This is a genomic window from Kitasatospora sp. NBC_00315, from assembly GCF_041435095.1.
Lineage (GTDB): Bacteria > Actinomycetota > Actinomycetes > Streptomycetales > Streptomycetaceae > Kitasatospora.
This window is the reverse complement of sequence record NZ_CP108025.1, coordinates 1514353-1532471: the sequence shown is the minus strand read 5'-3', so window position 1 is coordinate 1532471 and position 18119 is coordinate 1514353. Positions and strand designations below refer to the sequence as shown.

Genomic DNA, 18119 nt, shown 5'->3' with positions numbered 1-18119 from the left:
TGGCCAGTTCGTGAAGTCGGCGCTTCGGCGCCCATGCAGGACCGGCGCTTCGGCGCCGAAGCGGAGCAGCACCCGCGATCAGCGCACGGCAACCGGCACGCGGCAACTCGCGGGTGCCGGGCACTCCGAGCCACCGACGGGTAGCACGCCGCGTACGGCGGTCCACTCGCCGTGATCCGCGCACCACCGTTCCGCCCCCGGGATCGCCGTCGGGGCCGCGCACCGCGCTCGGCCACCGTCTGAGCCCGTCCCGCCATCAGAGGCACGCCAAGGGCACCGTCGTGCCCTTCGCCTCCCGAGAGGCAGCTCTTCGATGAGTACCACCCTGCCCCCGCACGCCCTCCCGTACGGCGTCGACCGGCCCATGCGCCGAGCGGCCGACCGCGCCCTGCTCGGCCGTCCGATGCGCCGGGCCGGGGACGCCCCGGCCACCCGGCACACGGTCAGCCTGGTCGTCCCCGTGCGGGACGAGGCCCGCAACATCCCCTGGGTGTTCGAGCAGATCCCGCGCTGCGTGGACGAGGTCGTGCTGGTCGGCGGCTCCCGGGTGGACGCCGCCGTGGCGGAGGCCGAGCACTGTCCGCCGACGGTCCGCAGGGTCCGGCGCAGCGCGCCCGGCACGGGTGGAGCGCTGCGGGCCGGCTTCGCCGCCGCCACCGGCGAGTACATCGTGATGATGGACGCGGACGGCTCGATGTGGCCCGGCGAGATCCCGAGCCTCCTGCACTTCCTCGACCTCGGCTACGACTTCGTCAAGGGCTCGCGGCACATCCCCGGCGGCGGCTCACTCGACAGCACCCTGGCCCGCTCGATCGGCAACCGGGCGCTGCTCGCCGTCGCCAACCGGCTCTTCCACGCGAGCATGACCGATCTCTGCTACGGCTACTACGCCTTCCGCCGCGCGTTCCTGGACGCGCACGAGCTGCGCTCCCCGGGCTTCGAGATCGAGACCGAGATGATCGCGTACGCCCTCCGCTGCGGCCTTCGCATCGCCGAAGTGCCCAGCCTCGAACTTCCCCGCCGCAGTGGTCGCTCCCACCCGCACGCCGTCTCCGACGGCCGAAGGGTGCTGCGGACCCTGTTCGCCGAGCGCCCCGGCGCCCGGTCCGCGACGCCCGATGCCGTGGGGGAGCGATGATGAACGGCTCCGACCGGCGCACCGCAGCCGCCTACCCGTACCTTGCCGCCCGCTACTCGCTCAGCACCGCCGTCCGATCCGTCGGACCGGACCTCCGTCGACCGGGCGGGCACTGCCCGGCCGAAGGCACCGGGCCGATCCCCGTGGACGGGTGCGTGCCGGCGTGGGTGCGGCTGTGCGGGCACCTGCTCGGTCCGGCCCCGGCCAACGGCACCGCGGGCGACCTCGCCACGCTCTGCCGGGTGCCGGTCGATGCCGTCCGTCGCGCGCCGTGCCGCGGCCGCGTCACCACGTCCAGCACGTCCACCGCGCCCTGTGCGGCGCCCCCGGGCCGCTGCCCGGACGGGACGGCGGGCCGCCGTGGCGCGAAGCGCCGGGCCGCCGTCATCCCGTCGGCCCGCGAGCCGTCCGCGTCGCACTCCCCGCCGGTCGTCGTACCGCCGGCTGCACCGGTCCACGCTCCGGGCAGTCCCGCGCGCCAGGTCCCGTCGGTCGGCCGCCCGCGCCGCCGCCCCGCGCGATGTCCCCGGAGGCGTGACATGAACACCGTTGTGCCCGTCTTCGTCTACCACTCGGTCTCCGACCACCCGGCGCCGTGGAGCGCCCCCCGCGCGGTGACCCGCCGGGCCTTCGCCGACCAGCTGGACCGGCTGGCCGCCGCCGGCCGGACCGTCATCCCGCTGCGCCGACTCGTCTCGGCCGTCCGCGGCGGCGTCACGCTGCCGGACGACGCCGCCGTGCTCACCTTCGACGACGGCTACGAGGACTTCTACTGGACGACCGCGCCCATCCTGTCGGAACGCGGCCTGCCCGCCACGGTGTACATCACGACCGGGGCGGTGCACTCGCCCGGCCGGGCGATGCCGCGCAGCCTGCTGCCGCCCGCGGCGATGCTCAACTGGCGCCAGATCGGCACCCTCGACGCGCTCGGGTTCGAGATCGGCGGCCACTCGCGCACCCACGCGCAGCTGGACATCGTCCCCGCACGCCGCCTCGCCGAGGAGATAGGTGCCAGCAAGAGGGAGTTGGAGGAGGCGGTCGGCCATGCCGTGACCGCCTTCTCCTATCCGGGGGGCTACTCCAGCCCGGCCGTCCACCGGGCACTGGCCGCGGCGGGCTGGACCTCGGGCGCCACCGTCGGCAACGCCTTCAGCTCGGCCGCCGACAACCCGTACCGGATCCCCCGGCTCCTGGTGACCGCGGACACCGCGCCGGCGCGCTTCCAGCAGTGGGCCGAGGGGCGGGGCGCCGGTCTCCAGCCCCTGGCCGAGTCGCTCTCCACCCGCGGCGGGCGTGCCTACCGGCGCACCCGGGCCCGCCTGGGCCACCCGATCGCCGGATCCGCCGTCGACTGACACCCCCGCCGGCACCGGACCACCGCCCGCCGGCATCGCGCCCGGCACCGGACACCGCGGCACCGGACACCGCGGCACCGGACACCGCCCGCAAGCCCCACACCGACCACCGCCCACCGGCTCCGCCGCCCGCCCGCACAGAAAGGTTCATCCGGATGTACCTCACCGACTCCTCGACAGCCCGGCACCACGGATCGCTCTCCGATGACACCCGCGGCGGCGCCACGCCCCGGGCCGCCGCGACCCGCGCGCACCGCGTACCCGACGTCCCCGCGCCGCTCAGGCGGCCCCCGGTGGATCTGGAGGTGATCATCCCCGCCTACAACGAGGCGAGGCGGTTGCCGCTGACCCTGGGTGCCACCGCCGACTACCTCGCCCGGCAGCCCTGGAGCTCCGCCGTCGTCGTGGTGGACAACGACAGCGTCGACTCGACCGCGGAGGCACTGGAGCACCTCGGCGAGGCCCCCGTCGAGACCTATCTGATCGGCTGCAGCGAGCGCGGCAAGGGCGCCGCCGTACGGCGTGGCATCGCCACCTCCTCGGCCCGCTTCGTCGGCTTCGTCGACGCCGACAACGCCACCCCCATCGAGGCCCTCGACCAGGTCGTCCCGCTGCTGCGGCAGGGCTACGGCGCGGTCATCGCCTCCAGGCGCTGCGCCGGAGCCCGCTACCAGGTGGAGCAGTCGGTGCTGCGGCGCGGCGGGGGCTGGCTCTTCCGCGCCTGCGCCCACCTGGCCGTTCCCGGTATCGCCGACACCCAGTGCGGCTTCAAGTTCTTCGACGGACCGCTGGTCCGCGACCTCGTCCGGGACTGCCGGATCAACGGCTTCGCCTTCGACGTCGAACTGCTCTCCCGCGTGGTGCGGGAGGGCCGGCAGGCCGTCGAGGTACCGGTCGCGTGGTCCGACGTCCCCGGATCGACCTTCTCCCCCCGGCGGGACGGCATGCGTTCGATGGCCGACCTGCTCCGCATCTCCCTCTCACGGTGACCGCCATGACCGCTTCGTCGACCCTCGCGCACACCGACATCCTCTTCCTCAACTGGCGCGATCCGGCCCATCCGCAGGCCGGGGGCGCGGAGACCTACTGCTTCGAGATCGCCCGGCGGCTGGCCCGCACCGGAGCCCGGGTGACGCTGTTCGCCTCCCGCAGCCCCGGCGCCGCCGCGGTCGAGTACACCGACGGCGTGCGCATCCTGCGCCAGGGCGGCACCTTCGGCGTCTACGCCGCGGCCGTCCGGCACCTGCTGCGCAACCGGCACGCGTACGACGCCGTGGTGGACTTCCAGAACGGGATCCCGTTCTTCTCCGCGGCCTTCGTCCCGCGCTGGACGGCGGACGTCTGCGTCATCCACCACGTCCACCAGGACCAGTTCGACCTGTTCTTCCGCTGGCCGGCGAACGCGGTCGGGCGCCTGCTGGAGAAGCAGGTCAGCCGGATCGTCTACCGCAACCGGCCGATCGTGGTCGTCTCGCCCTCCACCCGGGAGGGTGTGCGCCGTGAACTCGGCTTCCACAACCCGGTGTTCCTGGTGCCGAACGGCAGCCCGCACTCCGAGCCCGCCCGGGTGGCGCGCAGCGAGTCGCCGAGAATCGCCGTGGTGAGCCGGCTGGTGCCGCAGAAGCGGCTCGACCTGCTCGTCCGGGCGCTGCCGGCCCTGCTCGGGCGCCACCCGGACCTCCGGGTCGACATCGCCGGCCAGGGCGGCGAACTCGGCCGGCTGCGGGCCCTGGCCGAGGGCCTGGGAGTCGGCGGCGCGGTGACCTTCCACGGCTGGGTGGGCGAGGAGCGCAAGCGCGAACTGCTCGCGCGTGCCTGGCTGACCGTGGTGCCCTCCGTCGCCGAGGGCTGGGGCCTCGCGGTCATCGAGGCGAACAGCCTGGGCACTCCCGCCGTCGCCTTCGACGTCCCCGGCCTGCGGGACGCCGTCCGGCCCGGCCGCACCGGGTGGCTGCTGCCCGCCGGCGCGGACCTGGCCGACCTGACGGCCGCCGCCCTGGACTCCCTGGCCGACCCGGCCGCCCGCGAGCGGATGGCCGGCCGGTGCCGCGGCTGGGCCGACGGCTTCGGCTGGGGCGACAGCGCGGACCGGCTCGCGCGGGTGGTCCAGGAGGAGATCCGGCGGGTCCGCCGGCACCGCCGCTCCCGCCGCCAGGCCCACGACCTGGCCGTCGTCACGCACTTCGAGACGGCCGACGGCGACGCGCTGGAGGCGACGCTGGACGGCGCCCTGCGCGGCACCGACGGATGGAGCCGACGGGGCGACGCGTTCCGGCTGGTCCTCCACGGCTGCGACGAGGTGCTCGCCCACGGAGTTCTGGCGCGGCTGGGCGTCGGACAGCAGGCCGCCGTCGCCCTCGCCAGCCGCAGCGACCTCCTGGTGCGGCCCGAGTCGAGTGCGACATGACCACGGGAGCGGAGGTCCACGGGGCGAGCGCGGTACGCCGCGACGAGCTCAGCGCGGTGCACGGCGCGCGCTGGTTCACCGTGGCCTTCCTCGTGATCGGGGTCGGGAACTACGGCTACGCGCTGCTCCTCACCCACCTGCTGAGCGTCGACGCGTACGCCCGCTTCGCGGCGGGCCAGGGGCTGCTCCTCGCCGCCGCCACGGTCGCCATGGTCTCGGTGCCGTGGGTCCTGGCCAAGTCGCTGGCACGCGCGCGCTCCGAGGCCGAACGGGCCGACGCGGTCCGGTTCGCCGTCGTCATCGCGACCGGCGGCGGGATCGTCGTCAGCGCCGTGGTGGCGGCCGTGGCCGCCCAGTTCGCCGACGCGACCACGGTGCTGGTGCTGGCCTCCGTCACGATGCTCATCTACGTCACCCGGGTCACCATCGGCTGGCTCCAGGGGACCGAGCGGATGCGGACCCTGGCCGCCGTGGACATCGGCGAGGTCGTCCTCAAGACGGCCGCCGGGCTCCTCCTCGTGGGCGTCGTCGGCCTGAGCGACGCCGGTGCGCTGGCCGCCTTCGGGGCCGGCCTGCTGCCGCTGCTGATCTGGTGGCCGCGCCTGCGGGGCGGCGGTGGCCGCCGCTCCTGGCGCAGGGCGACCGCCGACCGCGATCTGTGGCGCCGCTCGCTCGGCATGGCGCGCCTCCAGGGGATGGTGGCCCTGCTGCTCGCGGTCGACCAGGTACTGGTCACCCTCCTGCCGGGCGACCGCGCCGCGGTCGCCAGCTACCAGGCCAGCGTGGTGCTGGCGAGGGTGCCCCTGTTCGTGGCCACCGCGCTGGCGACGGCCTTCTTCCCGGCCCTGTCCCGACGCAAGGCCGGCTCCCCGCTCGCGGCCGGCGCCGTGCGCATGTACGTCATCGTGGCGCTGCCGCTCGCCGCGGTGATGGCCACCGCGCCGGGCGCGCTGCTCGCCGCGGTCTTCCCGACGGGCTACCGGTCGATCGGCACCTACCTGGCGTTCACGGCGATCGCCGGCTTCGCGATCGGCGGCGTCAGCCTGCTGGTGACGTTCGCCCAGGCGGCCGACGACTTCCGCTGCGCACGCCGGCAGGTCGTCGGCGTGCTCTGCTACCTGCTCGGACTGCTGGTCGGCTGGCGCCTCGGAGGCGTTCCCGGCTTCGCCGCCGGGGCGGCCGTCGGCGGCCTGGCCGCGCTCGGCCTGCTCGCCCTCCGGTTCCGGCGCCAGCACGGCGGCCGGGTGCTCGCCGGCTCGCAGCTGGTGGAACCGCTGCTCTGCGCCGGCCTGCTGGCCCTGCTGAGCCCGCGTCCGGTGCTGTGGCTGGCTGCCGCGGCGGCCGTCGGGATCCGGGCCTCCGTCCGGTTCCTGCGTCACCACGTCGCCTCGGACCCGCCCGTCGCCGACAGTGCCGTCCCCTCGGCCACACCCGCCACTGCCGCCGCCACAGCCGAGGTGCCCGCCGTGGCGGGTGCCGCCGCCGAGACCGCCCCGGGCCGGCCGCCGGCCGCCGACGACGGGGCGGACGCCGCCCCGCCCGCCCCGCCCGCCCGCCCGGGGCCCGCGTACCCGTTCCAGCTGACCGACGGCCGGACCGAGCCGGCGGACTTCTGGCACGAGGTCTCCACGGCCGACCGGCTGCCGGCCGACGGGCTGCCGGCCGACGGGCTCCCCGGGTACCTGCTGTTCGGCGGCCAGGACCGGCCGGAGGGCGACCCGGACCGGGCCCTCGAAGTCCTCTGCTGGATGCCCCGGTCGGCCTCCGGCCTCACCGTCCCGCCCGGAACGGCCGACGGCCGGACCCTGCGGGTCGCCCCCCTCGGCCGGTACGCCTGGCGGGCGCTGCGGCCCCCCGGCCGGCCCGGGATCTGGGTCCCGCGCGGACCGGGCGGGACCTTCCACCCGGCCGGGCGGTCCACCGGCCCCGGCGCCGCGCGGTGGCTGCTGCTGCCCGACCGCGGCGCCCTCGGCCGCACCGACCTCGAAACCCTCCGCACGGTGGCCGGGACCCGGTTGCACCTGCCGCCGGTCGTCGCCGGCACACGAAGGATGTGGACCCGATGAACACGCACCCGCCCGCGGGCGCCAGGAAGCGCGTCGTGATCTCGATCTTCGACGACGTCGACAATCCGCACTACGCCGGCGGCGGCGCGGTCGTCATCGAGAAGGTGGCCCGCCGGCTCTCCGAGGAGTTCGACGTCACGGTCGTGACCGCCGGGAGCCGAGGCACCCGGATCCGTCGCGGCGTGCGCTACCACTACCTGCCGATCGGCTGGGCGGGCCCGCGCGGCGGCCAGCTGCTCTTCCACGCGATGCTCCCGCTGCTGGCCCGGCGGATGCCGCACGACCTGTGGATGGAGAGCTTCACTCCGCCGTTCTCGACCAGCTTCCTCCCGCTGTTCTCCCGCGCCCCGGTGGTCGGGATCGACCAGGCCGCCTGCGGCGAGGCGATGTGGCGCAAGTACCACATCCCGTTCTTCCTGATCGAGGACGTGGGCTTCCGGTGCTACCGCGACCTCGTCGTCCTGAACGCCGCCGCCCGGGCCGCAGCCGGCCGGCACGGCGCGACCGCCGTGCACGTCATCCCGAACGGCATCGAGGCCGGCCCGGTGGACCGCGCCCGACTGGGAGAGGGCGAGCACATCCTCTTCCTGGGCCGCATCGACACCAACCTCAAGGGCCTGGACCTCCTGCTGGAGGCGTACACCCGGGCGGCCGTGCCGATGCCGCTGCTCCTCGCCGGCGCGGGCACCCGCTCCGAGGAGCGCAAGCTCGCCGCGCTGCTGCGACGGGCCGGCCCCGGCGTCCGGTGGCTCGGCCACGTGGACGGCGCCGAGAAGCAGCGGCTGCTGGCCCGCAGCGCCTTCATGGTGATGCCGTCCCGGCACGAGGCGTTCGGGATCACGGCGCTGGAGGCGATGGCCCACGGAAAGCCGGTGCTGCACTTCGACCTCCCCTCGCTCCGCTGGCTCGGCGGATCGGGGAACGTCAGTGTGCCGCCCTTCGACGTCGACGCGCTCGCCGACCGGATGCGGGAGGTCGCCTCCGACCGTCAGGCGCGCGAACACCTGGCCGGGCTCGCCCACGAGGCGGTCCGGCGGTTCAGCTGGGACGAGACGACGGGCCGCTACCTGGCGCTCGCCCGAGACCTGCTGCGACCGGCTCCCACCGCGGAGCCGGACGCCGCGACCTCGGAACAAGGAGAGGCGTCATGGGTACCGACCCGTTGACCACGGCCATCGACAAGGGCGTCCCGCTCGTGGTGCTGTCCCCCCATCTCGACGACGCGGTGCTGTCCTGCGGCGCCCTGATGATGCACGCGGCCCTGCGCGTGCCGGTCACCGTCGTCACCTTCTTCACCGAGGCGGGTACGCGGCCGTACACGCTCTCCGCCCGGCGCTACCTGCACCAGGTCGGCGCCCCCGACGCCGCCACGCTCTACCGCGACCGCCGCGCCGAGGACCGGGCCGTGCTCGACCGGATGGGCGTGCGCTGGTGCCACCTCGGCCTGACCGAGGGCCTGTTCCGGCGCCGGCCGCGTCCCGCGACCCGGCGGGCGCGGCTGGCCGGCCGGCTGGTGCCCGAACTGGACCACGTCTACCCCACCTACCGCCTGCACCTCGCCTCCGGGCGGATCGCCGCCGCGGACTCGGACACGCTGCGCCGCATCCAGAACTCCGTCGAGGTGCTGGCGGCCGACCGGCCCGGCCTGCTGCTCGCGCCCTCGGCGGTCGGCGGGAACGTGGACCACCTGCTGGTGCGGGCCGCCGTGGAGCGGGCCGGCGCCCCCGCCGTCTTCTACAGCGACTTCCCCTACAACCAGCGGTACGCCGTCGACCCGGGCTTCGCCCGCCGGACGGCATCCGTCGAAATGCTCTGGGAGCGCGAACTCGCCGCCAAGGCGGCCCTGGTGCGGGCCTACCGCACCCAGGTCGGTGCGATGTTCCCCCGGGGCGTCGTCCCGCTCGTCCCCGAGATCTACCTGCTGGCGAGCCGCTCGTTCGCCGGCGCCAAGGAGTGGACGTGATGTCGGCCAACACCAGAGCGGACGTCCCGGGCACCGCGGCCTCGTCGCCGCCCGGCCCGGGACCCACCGGAGCGACGCCCGCGGGCGCCCGCAGCAGGCCCCGCGGACCGGCGCTGCGAACAGCGGCCCTCGCGAGCGCCGCCTTCGTCGTCGCCACCCTGCTGCGCCTGGTCGGCCTCGGCCGGGCCCAGGACATCTTCGGCGACGAGGTGTACTACCGGGCCATCGGCAACAGCGTCGCCTCCGGCGGCTTCCCGTACTTCCCCGGGGACGGCGGCGAGCTGTTCTTCCTCCACCCGCCCGGCTACTTCTACCTGGAGGCCGGCTGGCAGCGGCTGTTCGGCTACCGGCCGGACATCGTGGCGGGCATCTACCAGATGCGCTCCCTGAACGCCGTGCTGGCCGGCGCCACCGCCGCCGTCCTGGTCGTCCTGGTGGCCCGCCTGCGGTCGCGGTACGCCGCCGCCGCCATCGCCGCGCTCTTCGCCCTCGACCCCTTCGTGCTGAGGGTCAACGACCGGGTGCTGCTCGAAACGGCCACCATGTTCTGGGTGCTGCTCGGTTACCTGGTGCTGATCGGGCTGACCCGCCGACCGCTGCCCGCCCGTCCCGGAGCCCGGGCGCTGGCGGGCGGCCTGCTCCTCGGCCTGGCCGTGCTGACCAAGGACGAGGCCGCGCTCATGACCACGGTGCCCGTGCTGGTGGCGATGGTCCTCGGCTGGGGTCCACCGCGCCGGCTGCTGGCGTGGGCGGCCGCCGCGAGCCTGCTGCCGTACACCGTCTACGTCGTGGTGGTGGCGGCCAACGGTCATCTCGTCGACCTGGTGAACACCAAGACGGTCGGCGTCCAGCGGCTCCTGGGCCTGGTGCAGGAGACCGGGTTCAACGCACCCCGGGCCCCCTCGCTCTGGTCCCGGCTGGGCCATCAGGCGTCCACCTTCGGGGTGACCTACCTGCTGCTGGCCGTCGGCGCGGTGGCGCTGTACCGGCTGCTGCGGCGCGGCGACCAGGCCCGGCGCCTGCTCGCGCTCCTGCACGCCTCGGCGGCCGTCACGCTCGTCTACGCGCTGCTGTTCGGCACCCTGGAGGAGCAGGCGCTCTACCTGCTGCTCGTGCCCACGATGATCTCGGTGGTGCTCGCCGCACCCGTGGTGCGGCGCCCGGTCACCCGGGCGGCGGTCGCCGCGCTCGTCGCGCTGACGCTCGCGCTCGGCCTCTCCGGGGCCGCGTACGCCACCGGGCGGATCACGCCCGACGACGGGTACTCCGAGCTGCGGGCCTACATGGCGGCGCACGTGCCGGCGCGGGCCGCGGTGGCCACGGTGGGCGGCGACTCGGACCTGATCCTCACCGACCGCTACCGGGTCGGCGCCTGGGTGACCCCGGCGCAGCGCGCCGCCGCGCAGGCCAGGTACGCGGTCGTGTTCCCGCAGGCCGTCGAGCACGGCTACTCCACCGCGACCCCGGACCAGGCCCGGGCGCTGATGCGCGAGGGCCGGCTGCTGTACGTGTTCCACGGCCGCTCCTACGGCACGATCGCGCTGTACGAGCTGCCGTTGCCCGGGTCGGCGGGTGGCTGAGCATGGCGGCCGGGTCGCGGCGCCTCCCGCGCCACCGCGTGCTCCTCGTGCTCGCGGCCGTGGTGGCCCTGTGCGCCCCGTGGGCGGCGCCGGCGCCGACACCGGCGCCGACGGCGGCCCGCTACTTCGGCACCCTGCAGACCGATCCCGCGCGAGCCGTCCAGGAGCACCGCAGCGGCCTGGGCGTCGCCGAACTGGAGCTGCGGTGGGACAGCTACGAACCCCGCGAGGGAGTCCACGACCCGCAGTACGTCGAGTCGGTCCGGGCGCGGATCCGGACGCTGCGGAGCGCGGGGCTGCGCATCGAGGCGTCCCTCGGCCTGAACCACCCGCCGGCCTGGCTGGCCTCGGTCTATCCGGCGACGGCGTTCGTCGACCAGTACGGCGACCGGTACACCGGGGCGCCCAACCTGGTCTTCAGCCCGACGGCGCGGGAGAAGGCCCGGCACTACGTCGACATGGTCTCGCGCGACCTGGGGCTCGGGCAGTTCTGGGCGATCCGGGTCGGCGTCGACGCGGACGGCGAGTTCAGCTACCCGCCGACGGCCGGGGACGGCTCGCACACCAACGCCTACTGGGCGTTCGACCCGGGCGCCCAGGCCCCGGCGGGGGACGGCGCCCGGCCGGCCGGCGTGCCCGCCAACCCGTTCCCCGGCTGGCGACCCGGCGAGGCGGCCCACGACGGGCGGCCGTTCACCGCGCAGGACGCCGACACCTGGGCCCGCTGGTACCTCGCAGCCCTCGCCGGCGCGGTGAACTGGCAGATCGACCTCTACGGCGCGCGGCACTTCCGCGGCCACCTCGACGTGCTCGTGCCCGGGACCGGCATCCGCCCCTGGGAGTACCGCGCCGCCGTCGACCGGCTCCTCGACGGCACGGTCGAGCCCCGCTGGATGGGCCTGGGCGTGGCGTTCCAGCGGACCGTCCCGCTCGTCCGGCCGGGCCCGGGGGTGCGGATCGTCGCCACCTCCGTCGTCGACGGCTCCGGCGCTCCCGCGGACAACGGCTGCGCGAGCACGGACCGGCTGGTGGACGTGGCGAGCGCCTCCGCCGCCGAGGCCGGCACATGGTCCTCCGTGCGGTGGGTGGCGGCCGTCGCGGACCGCAGCGGATTCGCCCTCGCCGGGGAGAGCGCGGGCCCCCAGGTGAGCGCCTACCACCCCGGGACCATGGACGCGGTGGCGCGCCAGCTGTCGTCCTGCGGCCTGCGGGGGCTGATGTGGGCCTTCGACGCCGACCTCCACCACCACGCGACGCCGGGCGCCTCGCTCGGCGACTACGCCGCGCTCGCCGCCCGGCTGGGCGGGGCGCACCCATGAAGGTGACCGACATGACGACCACGACCGTCCGTCCCGACGAACTCACCGCCGCCGAACTGGCGGGCTGGCGGCAGATGCAGCTCCGCGACGACTCCCTGACGAGTCCCTTCCTCTCGCCGGAGTTCGCGCTCGCCGTCGGACGGCGGCGCCCGGCCGCACGGGTGGCGGTGCTCTGCGACGGCTCCGGGCCGGCCGCCTACTTCCCGTTCGAGCGCCGCGCCCTCGGGATCGGCAAGCCGATCGGAGCCGGGTTCTGCGACTGCCAGGGGCTGGTGCACCGCCGCGGACTGGACTGGGACCCGGTCTCGCTGCTGGCGGACTGCGGGCTCAGGGTCTGGGAGTTCGACCACCTCGTCGCCGGCCAGACGGCCTTCGAGGCCAACGGAGTGCACCGCGCGGCCTCTCCCGTCATCGACGTCGGCGACGGCTACCAGGCGTACGCCGCCCGGCTCGGCGGGCACTCGGCGAAGCTCCTCCACCGGGTGCGGGGCAAGGGGGCCCGGCTGGAGCGGGAGACCGGCCCGCTGCGCTTCGTCTTCGACGAGCGCGATCCCGCGATGCTGCGGACGCTGGCCGCCTGGAAGACGGCGCAGTGCCTGGCCAAGGGCCGCCGGGACGTCTTCGCCCAGCCGGGGCTGCTGTCGGTGGTCCGGGAGCTGGCCGACTCACGGGCCGAGGGCTGCGCCGGCGTCCTGTCGGTGCTGTACGCGGGCGGCCGGCCCGTCTCGATGCTCTACTCGCTGCGCGCCCGGCATCTGCTCTCGTCCTGGCTGCCGGTCTACGACGCCGCGCTGGCGCGCCACTCCCCGGGGCTGCTGCTCTATCTCCACCTGCTGGAGGCCGCCGCCGGCCTGGGGCTGCGGCGGATCGACCTCGGCAAGGGGCACGACCGGTACAAGGAGTCACTGAAGACCGGCGACGTCATGGTGGCGCAGGGCCGGGTGGAGCGCGGCACGGCCCTGCCGGCGCTGCGGCGCTGGCAGGTGGCCTCGCTCGACCGGACCAAAGCGGTGGTGAGCGCGAACCCCGGGCTGCGGCGGTTGGCACTGGGCGCGGTGGGCCTGGTCGAGCGGCGCACCGCGCACTGACCCCCGTGCAGGGGCGGGCGGGGCGCCGGTGCGCCCCGCCCGCCGGAGATCAGCAGGTCTTGTTGTCGGAGACCACGTTGTTGCCACCGGAGACGACCGACATGGGCGGGGTGCCCGCGTGGCACGTCGTGTTGTACGTCACCGTCATGGCGCTGGGGACGTTCGAGGCCACGGAGGGCGCGGCGAAGTACCAGATCGCCTTGCCGCCGGACGGGAAGGAGCCCTTCGCGCCGGTGCCGGGCACGAGGTCGCGGATCGTGTTGCCGGCGGCCGCCGACCCACCGACGACCACGTCGTGCACCCGTCCGGTCTGGTTGTCGTACCAGCCCGTCCGGATGCCCTCGGTGGAGCCCCAGAACTCGTTGTTGCGGATGGTGATGTTGTAGATGTCGCCGTTGCCCGCGGCCAACTGCATGCCGTTGCCGTTGTTGCCACCGCGCACGGTGTTGTCCGCGTAGGTGACGTCGTGGGTCGGGGCGCTGGTCATGGTGTGCGCGACGAGGCCGTCGTCGCCGTCGGTGTTGCCGTTGAACCGCTGGTCGACGGTGTTGCCGAGCACGTACCCGAAGGTGGAGGACAGCACGTGGATGCCGTCCAGCTGGTCGTACTTGCCGGTCGTGGTGACCTGGGTGCTGCTGTGCTGGACGCAGAACCGGGTGCTGCCGACCGCGGCGATGGAGTACGAGGCCGGGTTGGTCGTGGCCACCCCGCTCACCACGGCGTTGGTGGAGTTGCGCACGTCGATCAGGTAGGCCGCGAGCCGGCCGGACAGGTTGAACTGATCCAGCACGTCACCGCTCTGATCGGCCTTCAGGTCGGCGATCGTCACGTTGCTCGCGCCGTGCGTGGTCACCACCGGGTAGCCGCCGTCGGGGCCGGAGGTCTTCAGGAAGGACGGGCCCGCCTTGAGGGTGGTCGCGCCGGAGCCCGCACCCTTGAGCGCCACGTTGCTCTTCAGCTGGAGGTGCCCGTTGGTCAGGAAGGTGCCCGCGGGCAGGGTGACGACGCCGCCCCCGGCGGCGGACGCGTCGTCGATGGCCTTCTGGATGGCGGTGTAGCTGTCCGTGGAGCCGTTGCCGACCGCGTTGTACGGCGCCTTGGAGGCGTCGCGGACGGCGGTGGCGGTGGCGCCGGTGTACGGGCAGCCGATGCCGGAGGCCCCGACGGCGGGCGAGGCGCTCGGCGAGGCGGTGGGCGAGGCGGTGGGCGATGCGGTCGCCGTCGCTGTCGCCGTGGCCGTCGGCGTGCCGGAGGCGCCGGCCGAGGGGGTCGGGCTCGTCGTCGCGGTCGGTGCGGCCGTCGCCGTGGGGGTGGCCGTGGGAGTGGCCGTGGGCTTCGGGGCCGGCGTGGGTGTCGGCGTCGGGGTCGCGCTCGGCGCGGCCGTGGGAGCGGGCGTCGGCGTGGGGGACGCGGTGGGCGTGGGCCTGGGGGCGGGTCGCTTCCACCAGGCGGCGCCGTACGCCTGGGCGCCGGTGGTGCCGACCAGGGGCAGGATGAACAGGCCGGCCGCGGTGATCGCGGCCAACCCGGGCTTGGAAATCATGGGCATGACAGAACCTCGCGACGCCTACGAGGTGAGCTGTCGGATTCGGACCGTGAGGTAGCCCGGCCGCCTGTGGTGCGGCTTCACCCCAAGTCGTGCCCACGACCGCACGGATGCGGAGCGGGTACGACGACTTACCTGGTTCCCCCGCTCCCGTCCGATGCTCGGAAGACCGCTATCCGGTGGACGGGACTAGGCGTACCGGGTGCGTGTCCGCTCCAGCGGACGCCCGAAGGCTAGACAACTTTGCCGGAACATCACAAGTCGCTGTGCCGCGGGTCACACGCGCGCTCCCGCTCAGGCGCCGACCGGGAGCAGCTCGATGCCGTGGCCGAGGGTGAGAGCGGTGCCGCCCGCCTTGGTGCGCAGGTAGTGGACGTTGCTGTCGGAGAGGTGCACTCCGGTGGGCACCCGCTCGGCGACCTCGATGCCCAGGTCGGCCAGCTGGCCGGCCTTGTCCGGGTTGTTGCTGAGCAGCTGGACCCGGGTGGCGCCGAGCGCGCTGAGCATCTGCGCGGCGGCGGTGTAGTCGCGCCCGTCCTCGGGCAGACCGAGCGCGGTGTTGGCCTGGTAGGTGTCCAGGCCCGAGTCCTGAAGGGCGTAGGCGTCCAGCTTGTTGTAGAGGCCGATGCCGCGGCCCTCCTGACGGAGGTAGAGCAGGTAGCCGCCGGCCGTGCTGATCCGCTCGACCGACTCGCGCAGCTGCGGGCCGCAGTCGCAGCGGTCGGAGCCGAACACGTCACCGGTGAGGCACTCGGAGTGCAGTCGCACCAGCGGGGTGCCGCGTACCTCGCCGAGGGCGAGCGCCAGGTGCTCGGCGCCGTCGGCCAGGCCGTGGAAGGTGAAGACCTGGGCGTCGGCGCGGTAGCCGTCCGGGAAGGTCAACGGGATGCGCACGCTTGAGCGCACGGTGGCGGTTTCGTACTGCGGCATGCCGAGGCCTCCGGGGCTGTGGTGGACGGGACGGAATCGAACCGCTGGGCAGGATGTTGGCCGAACCGGTGAGAAGGCCGACCGTACCCTGTAGTTCCAATTTGAACAACTCCCCTTTCTCCGCCGCCGCGCCCCGTTCGGCCGATCAGGCCCGGGCCGCCGCGGTGGCGCCGCCGCATGCTGTGGGAAGGCATGCCGGTCTCCCGGCAGCACCGGAAGGGACAGCACGGATGAAGATCACCAGCGTGACCGTCGGGGCGCCCAGCTGGGCCGAGGTCGCCACCTCGGACCCGGCCGCCGCCAAGGCCTTCTACGGCGAACTCTTCGGCTGGCGCGCGGAGACCGACCCGCGCCCCGAGGCCGGCGGCTACACCGTGATGCACCTGGGCGACGCCCCGGCGGCCGGGCTCAGCCCGCTCTACGGCCCGGAGCAGCAGACCGCCTGGACGGTCTCCTTCGCCACCCGGGACGCCGACGCCACCGTCGCGAGGATCACCGGGGCCGGCGGCCGGGTGCTGATGGAGCCCATGGAGGTGCTCGACGTCGGCCGGTTCGCGGTGGTCGCCGACCCGGCCGGCGCGGTGTTCGCGCTCTGGCAGGCCCGGACGTTCTCCGGCGCGGGCGTCTTCAACGACCCGGGTGCGCTCGGCTGGGCCGAACTGCTCACCCGGGACGTCGAAGGGGCCAGGGTCTTCTACCCCGAGGTCTTCGGCTGGACGGTGAGCGCGGGCGAGTCGTACACCCAGTGGGGCATCGACGGCGCCGACTTCGGCGGGATGCTGGCGATGGGCGAGCAGTTCCCGCCGCAGCTGCCGCCGCACTGGCTGCCGTACTTCGCCGTCGCGGACGTCGACCTCACCGCGAGCCGGGCCGGCGCGCTCGGGGCCGAGGTGCTGATGGCACCGACCTCGGTGCCGGACGGCCCGCGGATCGCGGTCCTGCGCGACCCGCAGGGCGCGGTCTTCGGGATCTACCTGGCCGGCACCGAGGGCTGATCCGCGCCGGTGGCGCCGGCGGTGCTCCCGCCCGGGCGCCGGCGCCCGCGCCCGGCGCGCAGTGCGAGCACCCCGGCCCCCGCCGTCACCGCGAGCGCCGCCGTCGGGACGACGTCGCCGACCCGGTCGTACCAGGTCCGGCTCCCCGGCGCGGCCGTCGCCAGCCGTACGGTCAGGGCCCCGGTGCGGTCGGTGCCGAGCCGGGCGATCTCGCGGCCCTGCGCGTCGAAGGCGGCCGAGACCCCGGTCAGCGAGGCCTGGACGACCGGGCGGCCGGTCTCGGCGGCCCGCAGCGCGCCGAGCGAGACGTGCTGTTCCGGGGCCCAGGTGTGCTGGAAGGTGGAGGTCGCCGACTGGTAGACCAGCATCCGGGCCCCCTGGTCGGCGGCCGCCCGGGACATGTCGGGGAACGCCGACTCGAAGCAGATCAGCGCGCCGAAGGTCAGCGGCCGGCCGTCCGCGCCCGTCGGCTCCAGCACGTGGAAGGCGCTGCCGGACGCGCGGTTCTCGCCGGCCGCCCGGCTGACGCCGGCGATCCAGCCGAGCAGCGGCCGCAGCGGGATGTACTCGCCGAACGGGACGAGCCGGATCTTGCGGTAGCGGTCCTCGATGCCCGCCGGTCCGATCAGCACGGCGTCCTTGGAGATCCTGCCGTCGGCCTTGCGGGCGTCCTCGCCGGCCAGTAGCGGGGCGCCGGTCGTGGCCGAGAGCGCGCGCAGCCGGGCCATCGTGGCGCCGTCGCGGTCCAGGTCGGCGGTGGTGCTGCTCTCACCCCAGACCACCAGGTCGAGCGGCCGGCCCGCCAGTGACTCGGTGGCCCGGGCGCTCGCGTCCAGGCGTTGCCCGGCGTCCTGCACGATGCCCGGCTGGACCAGCGCGACCGTCGCGTGGCCGTCCCGGGCCGGTGGCGTGCGCAGGGCGAACAGCAGCGGGCCGGTCAGCACGACCAGGGCTCCGGCGCCGGCCGCCAGCGCGCGCACCGGCCACACCCGGGCGCACAGCACCACCACCACCGCCGTGTTGGCCGCCACCACGGCGGCGCTGACCAGCCAGACCCCGCCGGCCGAGGCCAGTGCGAGCACGGCGGGGTGCTGCCACTGGGTGGCGCCGAGCAGGGCCCAGGGGCCGCCGAGCGCGTGCCAGGAACGGGCGAACTCGGCGGTGACCCAGACGCAGGGCACGACCACCAGCGCGGCCAGCGCCCGCCGGGCCGTCACCGGTGGGCGCAGCAGCAGCCACACCGCGAGGCCGACCGCGGACTGGAGCGCGCCGAACAGCAGCGCCAGCACCGGCAGTGCGGGACCGATCGAGGGGATGAGCCAGTACATCGCGGTGAGGATGAAGCCGGCGCCGAACCACCAGCCCCGGACGGCCGCCTCCCGCGCGCCGGGCGCGCGCTGCATCAGCAGCAGCCCGGGCACCAGACAGACCCAGGCCAGCGCGCCGAGCCCGGCGGCGGGGAAGCACAGCACCGGAACGGCGCCGGCCACCAGTGAGGCGTAACGGGCCGGCTGGGTCAGAGCTGTTCGGAGCGACATCCTCCGATTGTCCGCTCCCCGGGTGCATGTCACCAGATCGCGTGGCCGGTTCCGGCGGATCCGGCGACGGCTCCGCGGTCCTCGGCCCGCTCCTGCTCGGGGCTCGGGGCTCCGGTCACGGTCCTGCCCCGTACCGAGCGCGACGCCGTGCGGACCCGCAACGACGCCGCCGCCCCGACCACGGCGGGTCGGGG

Annotated in this window: 14 protein-coding genes and 1 riboswitch; of the genes, 11 read left to right on the top strand and 3 right to left on the bottom strand. The window is 75.0% G+C overall.

What is annotated here, in order from left to right; genetic code table 11:
• Positions 1-313 precede the first annotated feature (313 nt).
• The 10 genes from OG823_RS06385 to OG823_RS06340 all read left to right on the top strand — a co-directional run bounded on the left by OG823_RS06385 (position 314) and on the right by OG823_RS06340 (position 12916).
• Positions 314-1138 carry a glycosyltransferase family 2 protein gene (locus tag OG823_RS06385; RefSeq protein WP_371478224.1) on the top strand — a complete coding sequence of 275 codons (825 nt, stop codon included), beginning with the start codon at positions 314-316 and terminating at the stop codon, positions 1136-1138.
• A 539-nt stretch (positions 1139-1677) separates the two neighbouring features.
• Positions 1678-2493 carry a polysaccharide deacetylase family protein gene (locus OG823_RS06380; protein WP_371478223.1) on the top strand — a complete coding sequence of 272 codons (816 nt, stop codon included), beginning with the start codon at positions 1678-1680 and terminating at the stop codon, positions 2491-2493.
• 155 nt (positions 2494-2648) lie between these two features.
• Complete coding sequence (locus OG823_RS06375) at positions 2649-3482, top strand: glycosyltransferase (protein WP_371478222.1); 834 nt, start codon at positions 2649-2651, stop codon at positions 3480-3482.
• 5 nt (positions 3483-3487) lie between these two features.
• Complete coding sequence (locus OG823_RS06370) at positions 3488-4900, top strand: glycosyltransferase family 4 protein (RefSeq protein WP_371478220.1); 1413 nt, start codon at positions 3488-3490, stop codon at positions 4898-4900.
• Positions 4897-6966 (top strand): lipopolysaccharide biosynthesis protein, encoded by a 2070-nt coding sequence (locus OG823_RS06365; RefSeq protein ID WP_371478218.1) that lies wholly within the window; start codon positions 4897-4899, stop codon positions 6964-6966. The genes OG823_RS06370 and OG823_RS06365 overlap by 4 nt, the downstream gene beginning before the upstream one ends.
• Positions 6963-8132, top strand: a complete 1170-nt coding sequence (locus OG823_RS06360; protein ID WP_371478217.1) for a glycosyltransferase family 4 protein — start codon at positions 6963-6965, stop codon at positions 8130-8132. Before OG823_RS06365 ends, OG823_RS06360 begins: the two co-directional genes overlap by 4 nt.
• Positions 8114-8929, top strand: coding sequence for a PIG-L deacetylase family protein (locus OG823_RS06355; protein WP_371478216.1), 816 nt, complete (start codon positions 8114-8116; stop codon positions 8927-8929). Before OG823_RS06360 ends, OG823_RS06355 begins: the two co-directional genes overlap by 19 nt.
• Positions 8929-10509: an ArnT family glycosyltransferase gene (locus tag OG823_RS06350; RefSeq protein ID WP_371478215.1), complete on the top strand. Its 1581-nt coding sequence runs from the start codon at positions 8929-8931 to the stop codon at positions 10507-10509. The genes OG823_RS06355 and OG823_RS06350 overlap by 1 nt, the downstream gene beginning before the upstream one ends.
• 2 nt (positions 10510-10511) lie before the next feature.
• Complete coding sequence (locus tag OG823_RS06345) at positions 10512-11828, top strand: hypothetical protein (protein WP_371478214.1); 1317 nt, start codon at positions 10512-10514, stop codon at positions 11826-11828.
• A gap of 11 nt (positions 11829-11839) precedes the next feature.
• Entirely contained in the window at positions 11840-12916 is a 1077-nt protein-coding gene (locus OG823_RS06340) for a GNAT family N-acetyltransferase (RefSeq protein ID WP_371478212.1), read from the top strand.
• Between the two features lie 49 nt (positions 12917-12965).
• Here OG823_RS06340 and OG823_RS06335 read toward each other — a convergent pair whose 3' ends face one another.
• Together OG823_RS06335 and ribA are read right to left on the bottom strand one after the other, a co-directional pair.
• Positions 12966-14465: a glycosyl hydrolase family 28-related protein gene (locus tag OG823_RS06335; RefSeq protein ID WP_371478210.1), complete on the bottom strand. Its 1500-nt coding sequence runs from the start codon at positions 14463-14465 to the stop codon at positions 12966-12968.
• 3 nt (positions 14466-14468) lie between these two features.
• Positions 14469-14637, bottom strand: a riboswitch (cyclic di-AMP (ydaO/yuaA leader).
• A gap of 119 nt (positions 14638-14756) precedes the next feature.
• Positions 14757-15392 carry a GTP cyclohydrolase II gene (ribA, locus tag OG823_RS06330; RefSeq protein WP_371478209.1) on the bottom strand — a complete coding sequence of 212 codons (636 nt, stop codon included), beginning with the start codon at positions 15390-15392 and terminating at the stop codon, positions 14757-14759.
• Between the two features lie 230 nt (positions 15393-15622).
• Between ribA and OG823_RS06325 the strand changes: the two genes are divergently transcribed.
• A complete protein-coding gene (locus tag OG823_RS06325) occupies positions 15623-16387 on the top strand; it encodes a VOC family protein (RefSeq protein WP_371478207.1) in 765 nt (254 codons plus the stop codon).
• On the opposite strand, the gene lnt is transcribed toward OG823_RS06325, so the two are convergent.
• Entirely contained in the window at positions 16363-17925 is a 1563-nt protein-coding gene (gene lnt / locus OG823_RS06320) for an apolipoprotein N-acyltransferase (protein ID WP_371478206.1), read from the bottom strand. The two genes, OG823_RS06325 and lnt, sit on opposite strands and share 25 nt — an antisense overlap.
• Positions 17926-18119 lie beyond the last annotated feature (194 nt).